The following is an 11833-nucleotide window of genomic DNA, read 5'->3' on the forward strand; positions in this document are numbered from 1 at the left end:
GCTATATTTCGCAGTCGATCTGTGCCGCTGACATCGTGATACTTCCAGCCTGCGGATGGATGACTTTCAGGCGGCTCCGGAGTCCGCCTCGAATGTCGGGGGACCCTGATCAACCTCGGCAGCAAGTTCTTCGGCAAGGTCTTTCCACACTTGCGCCCACCCGCCTGCTGCCTTCGCGATCAACATCACGGTGTGCGTGGGCAGGCGTCCGAGCACGTTGTCTCTGGCCGAATGGTCGGACAGGTCGAGGCTCAGCACTGGCAGCAGCGTGCGGCCGAGTTGACTCGCCCGCAAAGCGGGATCGCGTTGAAGCAGTCCTAGAACACGACCGTAATCGACAAGATCTCGTCGAGAGGGGCCCGGGCGGCGCCGGGACCGTGCCCCGTCGGGCACTGCGTTCTCGCCGCACGCCAATCTGCGGCGCACGTCCGCCACTGTCGCCGGCGATAGGCCGACCTGTTCCGCGATCTCCCGCAGCGACCGGTTCCCATCCGCTTCCAGGAGTTCTTTCGCTCTTAGCCTCGCTTCGGCGCTGTGCAGCGGCCGTATCTTGCCGTCGCGGCCGTGTCGCGCGTTCAACTGCTGCTCGTCGCCGGTTGAACTTCGTAATGTCGCCACAGTCCGCGGGCTGACGCCGCTTGCCGACGCAACCAATCGATCCGACCATTGCGGGTGACTCTCGATGATCCGACTTGCCGCCGCGAGACGTTCGGCCCGAGTCAAGGGCAGGCCGTGGGCTACGTTGCCCTTGACCGCCAACACGAACGCATCAATCTCGTGACCCTCGAAGAAGCGCACCCGAATTGTCGCGTCACCGCGCCATTTTGCAGCACGCAGGCGATGAGCCCCGTCGACGACACGCATCGTAGAGCGGTGCACGACAATTGGCGGCCACCGATCGGATGTTTCTGCCAATGCCTTGACATGAGCTTCGCTCTCACCGTCTTTCCGAGGCGAAAAGCCCAAACGCAATCGGGATAACGGAACCTCGACTGTTTCGGCTGCCACCTGACGGCTCAACATATCGTCGAGCTCGTTGTGGTCTCCCCCTGCTCCGGAACTTCGGTCCTCATCAGTCATTCGCGCGCATCTCCCCGTACTCCCCGTTACTCGACTTACAGCTCGGCAAGAGCCTGCGGCGTGCCAGTCCGCTCCTTCGTCCTCGAACCGGTCGGCCGCTCTCCACCGTACAATTTCCCGCAGCTCGCCAACTCGAGTCGGATCGCGGGCCGACACGCAGTTGAGTCCCAACACACAGGTCATGGCCGAAAGCTGGCGTCCGGTCCGGACGGCTCAGGTGTCCGGACCGGACACCCTCGAAGGCAGGGTGATCGCGAAATCGAACGGCGCAGGCATCGTAGACAACGTCGTGTCGACTTCGATTGGCGCGGAGGGAGTAATCGGCGGCGACAGCGTACGCTCTCGGGCCGGTGATCGACCGGCTCGGAGGAGCAGCACGAGCTGCCGCTGACCGACAGCTCTCGGAGCTGGGGTGCGGAATATGTCAAACCCGGTGACCTGCTCGGAGCACGGATCTTATGTCGGTGTTCGCCTTCGGCTAGGTGGTATGCAGGAGCTCCGGCCGTATGAGCGGCCTTCGGATTGGTCTGACCACTTGACCTCCTGACCAACTCGGCGCACAGTAGACGCATGGCGTTGCAACCTGTGGTCAAACGGTCGGTGTCGGCGGATGTGTTCGAGCAGATCGCCGCGGATGTGCTCAGTGGCGAGCTGGCGCCGGGGGCGACCTTGCCCAGTGAGCGGCAGTTGGCGGAGGCGCTGGGGGTGTCCCGGCCCGCGGTTCGGGAGGCGCTGCAACGGCTGGCGGCGGCCGGGCTGGTGGCCGTGCGGCAAGGAGACGCGACGACCGTGCTGGACTATCGGCGCGGTGCGGGGCTCGAGGTGCTGCCCAGGTTGCTGGTGCAGGCCGGGGAACTCGACCCCGCTGTCGCGCGCAGCATTCTGGAGGCTCGCCTGCACAACGGGCCGAAGGTGGCGGAGTTGGCCGCGCGCCGGGTCGGCGCAGTCGGCGCGGAAGAGATTCGCCCTCTGCTGGAGAGCTCGGTCGAGGCGCTCGCCGCCGAACCGGACCTGATCGCCCAGCAGCGGCACGCGATGGAGTTCTGGGATCACGTCGTGGACGCGGCCGACTCGATCGTTTTCCGGCTGATGTTCAACATGTTGCGCGCCGCCTATGAACCAGCGCTCGCGGCGCTGGCCCCGATCATGTCCGCCGAGGTGGGCAACGTCGAGGCGTACCGCGAACTGGCCGCCGCCATCGCGGCGGGCCGGCCGCAGAAGGCCGCCACCACCGCTCGGGCGCTGCTCGAGCCGGCGACCACCGCTCTGATCGAGGTCCTCGGCGGACCGCCGGTCACGCACAGCTAGGAACCATCATGACCAAATCCAAGACATCCGACCGGGAATCGGTCGACGCGCGGGCGCGGGTGCGCAGGGACGAGCGAGCGCTGCGCCGCGGACTCACCCTGGGTCGGGCATTCGAGGAATTCCTCCGGCACCCTTCCCCGTGGATGATCGGAACCACGCTGGTCGGCGCACTGATCGCCCGGATCGTCGTCGGCGACTGGCAGCCCACCGATCTGCTGGTGCCCGCCGTGATGCTGGCGTTCTTCCCGATTTTCGAATGGATCGTGCACGTCACCGTGCTGCATTGGCGGCCACGGCGGCTCGGCCCGATCGCGCTCGACAGCGAACTGGCCCGCAAGCACCGCGAGCATCACGTGGATCCGCGCGACATCCCGCTGATCTTCATCCCGACCAGGACGCTGGCGGTGCTGGTCGTCGTGTTGATCGCACTGGCGGCGTTCGCCTTCCCCCGCGCGGGCCTGGGACTGACCTTCCTGATCACCATCACCCTGCTCGGCCTCGGCTACGAGTGGACGCACTACCTGATCCACACCGACTACAAGCCGAAGCGCTCGCTCTACCGGGCGGTGTGGCGCAACCATCGCCACCACCACTACAAGAACGAGCACTACTGGTTCACGGTCACCAGCTCCGGCACCGCCGACCGCCTCTTCGGCACCTATCCCGACCCGGCCACGACCGAAACCTCACCCACCGCGCGTAGTCTCCACTCGGCCTGACGGGAGCCCCAGGGATCACTTGTGGTCAGCAAATGTGTCATCACTCGGCCAGCAGGACGCGGCGGCGGTGCACACCGCGCTGACGCACTTCATGACCGAGGTCCAGCGCTAACCGAGTGTCGCCCGAGTCGCCGCATCGGACCGGCGGCGATCGGAAGTTCTACCGCGCGGCGAGCAAACGTTCTGCGATCGCACGCGCCCGGGAGGCCGCATCCGGATTCCCCTCACGAACAGCGGTGACGATCGCTCCGTCCACCAGCAACGCGAGTTCTGCGGCCATTCCCGAAGCATCGGACCAACCCGCCTCGGCGAGAAGTTCGGACAGGTAATCGATCACCCGCCGCTTGTGCCGATCGGCGACCTGGTGCGCGGCGCTCTCCCGATCGGCGACCTCGACCATGGTGTTGATGAACGCGCAGCCGCGAAAGTCCTTGCGGGCGAATCGGTCGGCCAGGGCGTCGAAGACCGCCAGCGGGCGGGCGGCCGGATCGACGGTCTTCGCCTCGACCGATTCCCGCAGCCAGCTCAGCCACCGGCGATCACGATCTTCCAGCACCGCGACGACAAGTTCGTCCTTGCTCGCGAAGTGGCGATAGAAGGACGCGCGGCCCACGCCGGACTCCTGGAGCAGCCGGTCTATGCCGACGGCTCGAATGCCTTCGGCATAGAAGAGCTCTTCCGCCGTGGTGAGCAGACGCTGCTTGGCCTGAGTTGCCATGACGTCACGGTAGCAGAACGGAACCAATCAGTACCATCCGGCTTGACCAATACGGAACCGATCAGTACCGTCCAAGTTCGGCACCGATCGGTACCATCTTGTTCGAGCTGGAGGCTTCGATGTCCCGCCTGCCCCTTGTATCCCCCGACTCCGCCGATGCCGAGCAAGCCGACCTGCTCGCCGAGGTACAGCGCCAGCTGGGCCGCGTCCCGAATCTCTACGCCGCCATGGCGAACAGTCCCGCCACACTGCGCGGATACCTGAATCTGCGCGACGCACTGACCAGGGGAAAGCTCTCCACTCGAGTGCGCGAGCAACTCGCACTGCTGGTCGCCGACGAGAACGGCTGCGACTATTGCACCGCCGCGCACACCATGCGCGCCGAGCGGATGGGCTTCACCGAGCAGGCGATCGCCGACACCCGCGCGGCGCGCGCCGAGGACCCGCACGCCGACGCGATCCTGCGCCTCGCTCGCGACGTACTGCGTTCCCGCGGCCGGATCGACGACGCCGCGCTCGCCGCGGCGCGCGCACGCGGCATCAGCGATGCCGAACTGAGCGAGATCGTCGGCCATGTCGCGCTGAACGTCTTGTCCAACTACTTCAACCACGTCGCCGAGCCGGAACTCGACTTCCCGCCCACGGCCCCGACGAAAGGCACAGTGATGGAAGCGAAATGGCGGTCCGCGGGCAAGGTCGTCCTGGTCGAGGGCTACTCCCTGCTGGACCGGGAGGGGCGGAGCGTGCGCAGCGTCGATGACGTCCGAATCGCCATCGAGGGCGGGTTCCTGCACATCAAGGTCTCCGATGCGGCCGAAGTACAGGTGGTCTCGGCTCCGGCCGTCGCCCTGGTGACCTACCCCGCCTCCTGATCCTCGACCAGCGAGCCCGGTCCGCAATCCATCGCGGACCGGGCTTTCGTCTACGCCGGGCTTGACAACTAAATACCCTAGGGGGGTAGGGTAAAGGCATCAGCAGCACCGCACGAGGAGAACGACCATGAGCACCAGCACCGTGACCGTCACCGGTATGACCTGCGGCGGTTGCGCCGCCTCGGTCCGCACCGAGATCGGCCGCATCTCCGGCGTCGATTCCGTCGCCGTCGACCTCGCCGACGGCCTGGTGACCGTCGACAGCGCGACTCCGATCGATCACGCCGAACTCACCGCGGCCGTGGCCCGCGCCGGCTACACGGTCACCGACTGACGGACGGAGCACTCCGATGAACGCATCCACCAAGTTCGGCGGTTTCGCCCTCGGTCTCGCCGCGGTCTTCGGGATCGCTCTCGCGGCCGGTTCGCTCATCGGGCCGGAACCCGCAGCCCATGACTCGACCGCACACGCCGCCGACCAGGGCGAACCCAACTCATCACCCGGAGGAATGATGGCAACCGACCGCGGCTACACCCTGCGGCTGGACACCGCCCAGACCACCGCCGCGGCGAACGTACCGCTGCGCTTCACGATCCTCGACCGCGACGGAAAACCCGTAACCCGGTATGTGCGCAGCCACGACAAGGATCTCCACTTGATCGTCGTGCGCCGCGATATGGCCGCCTTCCAGCATGTGCACCCGGTGCTCGACGGCAACGGAACGTGGAGCGTCCCGCTCGACCTCACTCGCGCCGGTGATTACCGGGTGTTCGCCGACTTCACCCCCGAGGGCGGCGACAACCTGACACTCGGCGCGGACCTGCGGGTGGCGGGCGTCTACGACCCACAGAAGCTGCCCGCGACGGCTTCCACCACCACCGTGGGCGACTACACCGTCACGCTGGAGGGCGCTGTCGTCCCGGGCCGGGCTTCGCAGGTGACGCTGTCGGTGAGCCGGGCGGGCAAACCGGTGACCGATTTGCAGCCCTACCTCGGTGCTTACGGCCACCTGGTGGCCCTGCGCGCCGCTGACCTGGGTTATCTGCACGTCCACCCGGAAGGCCACCCCGGCGACGGCGTGACCGCGCCCGGACCGGGCATCACCTTCGCGGTGACGGCGCCGAGCGCGGGCGACTACCGCTTGTTCCTCGACTTCCAGCACGAGGGTGTGGTCCGCACCGCCGAATTCACCCTGACCGTCACGCCGGGCACCCCCGCCGTAGACGCCTCCACTCACAACGAACACACTGGTCAGCAGCAGGCGCCGGACGGCCACGCGCACTGACCGACGACCGTCCGCGCACAGAACGGAGCACCTACCATGACCACCGCGACACAACCGCCGCCCGCCGGGCAGGTCGAACTCGTGATCGGTGGAATGACCTGCGCGTCCTGCGCCGCCCGGATCGAGAAGAAGCTCAACAAGCTCGACGGCGTCACCGCGACGGTCAACTACGCGACCGAGAAGGCCCGGGTCGAGGTCACCGGCAGCGTCTCGCCGGACGAGCTGATCGCCACCGTCGAACAGGCCGGTTACACCGCTGCCCTGCCCGCCCAGCCGGAGCGCTCGGAGAAGGCCGAGACCGAGGACGATCCCGCCGCCGCCCTGCGCACCCGCCTGCTGGTGTCGCTGGTGCTGTCGGTGCCGGTGATCGCCATGGCGATGATCCCGGCGTTGCAGTTCACCAACTGGCAGTGGCTGTCGCTGACCCTGGCCGCCCCGGTGGTGGTGTGGGGCGCGCTGCCGTTCCACCGTGCGGCATGGACCAACCTGCGCCACGGCACCGCGACCATGGACACCCTGGTCTCGATGGGGACGCTGGCCGCACTGGGCTGGTCGCTGTACGCCCTGTTCTGGGGCACCGCAGGCACGCCGGGCATGACGCATCCGTTCGAGTTCACCATCTCGCGGATGGACGGCACCGGCAGCATCTATCTCGAGGCCGCGGCGGGAGTCACCACGTTCATCCTGGCCGGACGCTTCTTCGAGGCGCGCGCCAAGCGGCGCGCGGGCGCGGCGCTGCGGGCTCTGCTCGAACTGGGCGCCAAAGAGGTCTCGGTGCTGCGCGGCGGAACCGAGCAGCGTATCCCGGTGGAGCAGCTGACCGTCGGCGACCGGTTCGTGGTGCGTCCCGGCGAGAAGATCGCCACCGACGGCCTCGTGACGGAAGGTTCCTCGGCCGTCGACGCCTCGATGCTCACCGGTGAGTCGGTGCCGGTGGAGGTCGGCAGAGACGACGTCGTGGTCGGCGCGACCGTCAACGTCGGCGGACGGATCGTGGTGCGTGCCACCAGGATCGGTTCGGACACCCAGCTCGCGCAGATGGCGAAGCTGGTCGAGGACGCGCAGACCGGCAAGGCGCAGGCCCAGCGGCTGGCCGACCGGATCTCCGGGATCTTCGTGCCGATCGTGATCGCCCTGTCGGTCGCGACGCTGGGCTTCTGGCTCGGCACCGGCGGATCGGTGGCCGCGGCCTTCACCGCGGCGGTGGCGGTGCTGATCATCGCCTGCCCGTGCGCGCTCGGGCTGGCCACGCCGACCGCGCTGATGGTCGGCACGGGTCGCGGCGCCCAGTTGGGGATCCTGATCAAGGGCCCCGAGGTGCTGGAATCGACCCGGCGGGTGGACACGATCGTGCTGGACAAGACCGGCACCGTCACCGCGGGCAAGATGACGCTGCTCGATGTCGTCCCCGCCGAAGGCGAGCAGGTCCCCAGGATTCTGGAACTGGCCGGAGCGCTGGAGGATTCCTCGGAACACCCGATCGCCCAAGCCGTCGCCAAGGGCGCCCGCGAGCGGGTGGGCGAGTTGAAGCCGGTCGAGGATTTCGCCAACGTCGAGGGCCTGGGTGTGCAAGGCATGGTGGACGGCCACGCGGTGCTCGTCGGCCGCGCCCGGCTGCTCGCCGACTGGTCACAGCACCTCGACGACGATCTGACGCAGGCGATGCGCGCGGCCGAAGCCGAAGGCAAGACCGCCGTCGCGGTCGGCTGGGACGGCAAGGCGCGCGGTGTGCTCGTGGTGGCCGACGCGGTGAAACCGACCTCCGCCGAGGCGATTTCCCAGCTGCGCGCCCTCGGTCTCACCCCGATCATGCTGACCGGCGACAATCGGGCCGCCGCCGACGCGATCGCCGCGCAGGTCGGCATCGATGAGGTGATCGCGGAAGTGCTGCCGCAGGACAAGGTCGACACCGTCAAGCGGTTGCAAGCCGAGGGCAAAGTGGTGGCGATGGTGGGCGACGGCGTGAACGACGCCGCGGCGCTGGCCCAGGCCGACTTGGGCCTGGCGATGGGCACCGGCACCGACGTGGCCATCGAGGCGGGCGATCTGACCTTGGTGCGCGGCGACCTGCGGGCGGCGGCGGACGCGATCCGGCTGTCGCGCCGCACCCTCGCGACCATCAAGGGCAATCTCTTCTGGGCCTTCGCCTACAACGTGGCCGCGATCCCGCTGGCCATGGCGGGCCTGCTGAATCCGATGCTCGCGGGCGCCGCGATGGCGTTCTCCTCGGTCTTCGTGGTCAGCAACAGCCTGCGGCTGCGCGGCTTCCGCTCCACCGCGAACTGACGAAAACACCGGACGGGACGGCACACGTAGTGTCGTCCCGTCCGGGCATCCGCCAGGAGGTCTCCATGTCGGCAATCACCGAAGGCGCGGCGCGAGCCGCGCGGCATCCGGCGGCGCGAGCGGCGGCCAGATGTCTCGCCGCGTGCCTGCTCGCTGCCGCTGCTCGAGTTCTACGCTCGAGCGCCGCGGATTCCGGCAAAGCATGCGCATAACGCCATGGGCGAGCGTACCCCTGGCACACCGAAATCCGAAATGAAATCTCGCTCAGCCGCGAAGGGTGGTGACCGTGACCAGCGATGGCTGGATGGGCGACCCGTACACCTCGATCGATACCCCGCCGGTCGGGGTTTCGCTGGCCCACCGGGCGTGCTCGGTGATCCCCTCGCCGAGCAGAGCTTTCGCTCCGGGAGACCACGCGACGGCCACCTGGCTCAGCGCCGGTCCGAGGTTCAGGTTCGCGATCGCCGCGGACTCACCGTTGTCGAAGTAGACCTCCGTGCCGCCGGGGAAGGGGTTCACCGCGACCGCGGACGCACTCGCGCCGCCGAACGCGGCGGCCGATCCGCCTGCTACGACCGCTACCAAGACCGTCATGACCCGTTGACGCATCCGAATTTCCTTTTCGTGTAAGCACACCGGCCGACCGGCCGGTCCTGTCACCCTTACCGAGCAGGCACCGTTCGGCAATTCGATGTGGCGCTGATCACAGGTACCCTACGGCGTGCGCTCGTCGGCCACGAAGTTACCGGCGTAATCGGTGGCCCATTCGGCAAAACTTCGGGCACGCCCGAGAATTCGGGCCACATCGTCGGTGACGATCGCATTGTGTCCCGCGCGCACATATGCCTGCCCGGCCAACGCACCGTCGGCGAATTCGGCGGACATTCCGGACGCGAGCATATGGGCCCTCGCTTCGGTTTCGGGAATATCGGTCACGTCGACGGGGCGGCCGGTGACAGTAGCCAGAATGGCGGCCAGGTCGTGCGTGGTCAGCAATTCCGGCCCGGTGAGGGTGTAGATCCGTCCCGCGTGATCGGCGGAGGTCAGCGCCTCGACCGCCACCCCGGCGACGTCGCGTGGATCGATGACGCCTTGCGCCGCGTCACCGGTCATGTTCGGCACCGGCTGCCCGGCACGGATCGCGGCGGCCCAGCTCAGGGTGTTGGAGGCAAACGAGCTGGGGCGCAGGATGGTCCAGTCGACGCCGCTCTCGCGCGCGGCCCGCTCACCCGGCAGATGCCAGGTTCCGACCCGGCCGAGGCCGGTATCGCCGGTACCGATCGCGGAGAGTTTGACGATCCTGCCGACTCCCGCGTCCCGCGCTGTCGCGATCAGCGCACGGTCGGCCTCCACATACTCCGGACCCAGCACGCCGACGATGAAGGCGGCCTCCGCACCGACCATCGCCTTCGCCATGGACGCGGGGTCGGTGTAGTCGCCGCGCACCACGTCGACGCCTGCGGGCACCTCGGCCCGGTTCGGGTCACGAGTGACAGCGCGGATCGCGGTTCCGCGCGTGCTGAGCTGCCGGACGATTTCACTGCCGATGGTGCCGGTCGCACCGGTGATCACGATCATGGGACCACCGTGCCGGGCATTCGCGCAGGTCTCTAGGAAATTCCGGCACACCTGCGGGAGGCGCGACTGCATACAGTGGATGCCGTGACCACCCTGCTGCGCCCGCCCGTCGTGACCGCCGAACTGGTCGAGACGTCCGAGCCGGCGCCGGAGTCGCTGCGCCCGTGGCTGGCCGAACTCGGCCGCATCCCGACCGTGCTCGACCTGTCCGAGCCGTTCGCGCACGTGCCGCAGACCGCCACCACGATCGTGCTGCGCACCGAGCACGGAGATGGCGGAGACCATCGTGTCGCGCTGGTCGTCGGGCCGCAGACCAAGGCGAGCTACTCGCGCGCGAGCAAACCCGCGGGCTGTGTCCGCTTGCGGCTGGCCCCGGGTGCGGTCCCCGCGCTGCTCGGCGTTCCGGCGGCCGACCTCACCGATCGCGTGCTCCGGCTGGACGATCTGCCCGGCCCGGTCGGGCAGCTGGCCGCCGCGCTGATCGAACTCGACCACGACGAGGTCGTGCCGTACCTGGAGAACGAGCTGCCGCGCCGCATCCCCGACGATCCGGTCCGGCGCGCCCACCACAGACTCCTCACCACCGCCGTAGCGGTCATCACCGCCGACCACCCGCTCTCCGTCACCGAATTGGCCGCGCGCCTCTCGGTCAGCGAACGCCAACTTCGCACTCTGTTCACCAATGGCATCGGCGTCTCCCCCAAACACTTCGCACGCATAAACCGAGTCCGCCGGGTCCTGTCCCGGACCGACGACGCGTCGTTGGCCGATATCGCCACCGGCACGGGTTATTACGATCAGTCCCACATGACAGCCGACTTCCGCAGCCTGATGGGCGTCCCGCCCACCTCATACCTCCGAGGTGAGGTCCCGGCCCCTTCCCCGTGCCGCGCACTCACCCGTCTCCGCTGATCGGGGCAACATCGCGTTCGTTTCCCGTCGAAATGACGCACAACGCGAGCTGACCGACCGCTCTTTCCGGGCAGTGCGCTTACCTGCCTCCACTGACCTGGCGTGCCGCGCGCTCGCAGTACAGACGTTCGCAAGGGAGGCGGGGTAGGCCTTCTGCGCCGTCCGGAAGGATTTCGACCGCGTCGGGGTAATGGGCGTGCCGCCATTCGCGCGCGAATGTCATCGCCGCCGTGACGCATGCGGCGAAATCCATTCGCAGACCGTGCAGGAACACACTCACGTGGACGTCGTCCGATGGATTCGCGCAGGGATCGCCGCACATCACGCACCTGATCCCAGCGTGTGGGTCGCGGGTTCGCGCACGGTCGCGGCGGCATTCGTTTCGGTGCGGCGGAAGTACCGGTAGTCCTCGCGGCTGACGATCACCGCCGCGACGAGCGTCGCGCACGATGAGTAGTCGCAGTTGTAGTGCAATTCGAGCGCCTTCCTGGCATTCGCGGGACTGGATACCGCCCACTTCGGGTTGTCATGCGCCAGCCGGGACCGCAACTCCTCCACGCGGAGGAACCGCCGAGCGCCAGAGAAGTCATCCGACATGAAATGTCCCCGAACCGCGCCGAGTACGCGGCATTTGATCCGCCCACGCCCGAACGGCCTCGACCACAGCCGCGCCTGATGGCTTGAAGGCGTTGCGCGGCGGGACTATCCACTGCCGGATGGCCCCGGCCGAGGCCGTAGGCGAAGGCAGCGTGATCGTCGCTCCGGCCCGCGCGACCGCCACGTCCATGCGGAACAACTCGGCGAACAACCGCACGTCATCGGGCAGATCAGGCTGGATGAGGAAGGTCCACCGCCCCGAACGCGGATGCCCCACGATCGGTCCCGGCGCGACGCCGCCGTTCTGCATGTGCGCTTTCACCGCCTGCCCGAGGCGAGTAGGCATTGTCATCGCCCACACCGACCCCGCTCGCATGACGATCCACCCGAGTTCCGGCGGGTCGACCACAGCGGGGAGGCCGCACTCCCGCCGGTAGAACAGGCACCGTGACCGTGGTGTGTCTCCATGCGTTTCCA

At 67.9% G+C, this 11833-nt stretch carries 13 protein-coding genes; 7 read left to right on the forward strand and 6 right to left on the reverse strand.

Annotated elements, in window-relative coordinates:
• Positions 1–66: 66 nt before the first annotated feature.
• Positions 67–1080 carry a ParB/RepB/Spo0J family partition protein gene (locus ACGF7Y_RS09270; RefSeq protein ID WP_393231309.1) on the reverse strand — a complete coding sequence of 338 codons (1014 nt, stop codon included), beginning with the start codon at positions 1078–1080 and terminating at the stop codon, positions 67–69.
• 570 nt (positions 1081–1650) lie between these two features.
• On the opposite strand from ACGF7Y_RS09270, the gene ACGF7Y_RS09275 reads away from it, so the two are divergent.
• Both ACGF7Y_RS09275 and ACGF7Y_RS09280 read left to right on the forward strand, forming a co-directional pair.
• Positions 1651–2388, forward strand: coding sequence for a FadR/GntR family transcriptional regulator (locus ACGF7Y_RS09275; RefSeq protein ID WP_040864218.1), 738 nt, complete (start codon positions 1651–1653; stop codon positions 2386–2388).
• A gap of 8 nt (positions 2389–2396) precedes the next feature.
• Positions 2397–3107, forward strand: a complete 711-nt coding sequence (locus tag ACGF7Y_RS09280; RefSeq protein WP_393231311.1) for a sterol desaturase family protein — start codon at positions 2397–2399, stop codon at positions 3105–3107.
• Between the two features lie 160 nt (positions 3108–3267).
• On the opposite strand, the gene ACGF7Y_RS09285 is transcribed toward ACGF7Y_RS09280, so the two are convergent.
• A complete protein-coding gene (locus ACGF7Y_RS09285; protein ID WP_393231314.1) occupies positions 3268–3825 on the reverse strand; it encodes a TetR/AcrR family transcriptional regulator in 558 nt (185 codons plus the stop codon).
• Positions 3826–3944: 119 nt separating this feature from the next.
• Here ACGF7Y_RS09285 and ACGF7Y_RS09290 point away from each other — a divergent pair, with 119 nt between their 5' ends.
• From ACGF7Y_RS09290 to ACGF7Y_RS09305, 4 genes are all read left to right on the forward strand, one after another.
• Positions 3945–4697, forward strand: coding sequence for a carboxymuconolactone decarboxylase family protein (locus ACGF7Y_RS09290; protein WP_393231317.1), 753 nt, complete (start codon positions 3945–3947; stop codon positions 4695–4697).
• Between the two features lie 127 nt (positions 4698–4824).
• On the forward strand, positions 4825–5031 hold the full coding sequence (locus ACGF7Y_RS09295) for a heavy-metal-associated domain-containing protein (protein ID WP_393231320.1): 207 nt from the start codon (positions 4825–4827) through the stop codon (positions 5029–5031).
• Positions 5032–5047: 16 nt separating this feature from the next.
• Positions 5048–5983: a hypothetical protein gene (locus ACGF7Y_RS09300; protein ID WP_393231322.1), complete on the forward strand. Its 936-nt coding sequence runs from the start codon at positions 5048–5050 to the stop codon at positions 5981–5983.
• Between the two features lie 36 nt (positions 5984–6019).
• Positions 6020–8269 (forward strand): heavy metal translocating P-type ATPase, encoded by a 2250-nt coding sequence (locus ACGF7Y_RS09305; RefSeq protein WP_393231325.1) that lies wholly within the window; start codon positions 6020–6022, stop codon positions 8267–8269.
• 264 nt (positions 8270–8533) lie between these two features.
• On the opposite strand, the gene ACGF7Y_RS09310 is transcribed toward ACGF7Y_RS09305, so the two are convergent.
• Together ACGF7Y_RS09310 and ACGF7Y_RS09315 are read right to left on the reverse strand one after the other, a co-directional pair.
• A complete protein-coding gene (locus ACGF7Y_RS09310) occupies positions 8534–8878 on the reverse strand; it encodes a hypothetical protein (RefSeq protein WP_393231327.1) in 345 nt (114 codons plus the stop codon).
• A gap of 105 nt (positions 8879–8983) precedes the next feature.
• Positions 8984–9847, reverse strand: coding sequence for an SDR family oxidoreductase (locus ACGF7Y_RS09315; protein ID WP_393231330.1), 864 nt, complete (start codon positions 9845–9847; stop codon positions 8984–8986).
• 84 nt (positions 9848–9931) lie between these two features.
• Between ACGF7Y_RS09315 and ACGF7Y_RS09320 the strand changes: the two genes are divergently transcribed.
• Positions 9932–10759 carry a helix-turn-helix domain-containing protein gene (locus ACGF7Y_RS09320; RefSeq protein ID WP_393231333.1) on the forward strand — a complete coding sequence of 276 codons (828 nt, stop codon included), beginning with the start codon at positions 9932–9934 and terminating at the stop codon, positions 10757–10759.
• Positions 10760–11080: 321 nt separating this feature from the next.
• Here ACGF7Y_RS09320 and ACGF7Y_RS09325 read toward each other — a convergent pair whose 3' ends face one another.
• Positions 11081–11356, reverse strand: coding sequence for a hypothetical protein (locus ACGF7Y_RS09325; protein ID WP_393231336.1), 276 nt, complete (start codon positions 11354–11356; stop codon positions 11081–11083).
• Complete coding sequence (locus ACGF7Y_RS09330) at positions 11346–11708, reverse strand: hypothetical protein (RefSeq protein ID WP_393231338.1); 363 nt, start codon at positions 11706–11708, stop codon at positions 11346–11348. The genes ACGF7Y_RS09325 and ACGF7Y_RS09330 overlap by 11 nt, the downstream gene beginning before the upstream one ends.
• Positions 11709–11833 lie beyond the last annotated feature (125 nt).

The organism is Nocardia sp. NPDC047654 (genome assembly GCF_043205035.1).
In the GTDB taxonomy this organism is placed as follows: domain Bacteria; phylum Actinomycetota; class Actinomycetes; order Mycobacteriales; family Mycobacteriaceae; genus Nocardia.

What these genes read in the sequence shown, in the direction of transcription:
- ACGF7Y_RS09270 (WP_393231309.1), bottom strand. Translation starts at nt 1,080, where the DNA reads ATGACTGATGAGGACCGAAGTTCCGGAGCAGGGGGAGACCACAACGAG.
- ACGF7Y_RS09275 (WP_040864218.1), top strand. Translation starts at nt 1,651, where the DNA reads ATGGCGTTGCAACCTGTGGTCAAACGGTCGGTGTCGGCGGATGTGTTC.
- ACGF7Y_RS09280 (WP_393231311.1), top strand. Translation starts at nt 2,397, where the DNA reads ATGACCAAATCCAAGACATCCGACCGGGAATCGGTCGACGCGCGGGCG.
- ACGF7Y_RS09285 (WP_393231314.1), bottom strand. Translation starts at nt 3,825, where the DNA reads ATGGCAACTCAGGCCAAGCAGCGTCTGCTCACCACGGCGGAAGAGCTC.
- ACGF7Y_RS09290 (WP_393231317.1), top strand. Translation starts at nt 3,945, where the DNA reads ATGTCCCGCCTGCCCCTTGTATCCCCCGACTCCGCCGATGCCGAGCAA.
- ACGF7Y_RS09295 (WP_393231320.1), top strand. Translation starts at nt 4,825, where the DNA reads ATGAGCACCAGCACCGTGACCGTCACCGGTATGACCTGCGGCGGTTGC.
- ACGF7Y_RS09300 (WP_393231322.1), top strand. Translation starts at nt 5,048, where the DNA reads ATGAACGCATCCACCAAGTTCGGCGGTTTCGCCCTCGGTCTCGCCGCG.
- ACGF7Y_RS09305 (WP_393231325.1), top strand. Translation starts at nt 6,020, where the DNA reads ATGACCACCGCGACACAACCGCCGCCCGCCGGGCAGGTCGAACTCGTG.
- ACGF7Y_RS09310 (WP_393231327.1), bottom strand. Translation starts at nt 8,878, where the DNA reads ATGCGTCAACGGGTCATGACGGTCTTGGTAGCGGTCGTAGCAGGCGGA.
- ACGF7Y_RS09315 (WP_393231330.1), bottom strand. Translation starts at nt 9,847, where the DNA reads ATGATCGTGATCACCGGTGCGACCGGCACCATCGGCAGTGAAATCGTC.
- ACGF7Y_RS09325 (WP_393231336.1), bottom strand. Translation starts at nt 11,356, where the DNA reads ATGTCGGATGACTTCTCTGGCGCTCGGCGGTTCCTCCGCGTGGAGGAG.
- ACGF7Y_RS09330 (WP_393231338.1), bottom strand. Translation starts at nt 11,708, where the DNA reads ATGACAATGCCTACTCGCCTCGGGCAGGCGGTGAAAGCGCACATGCAG.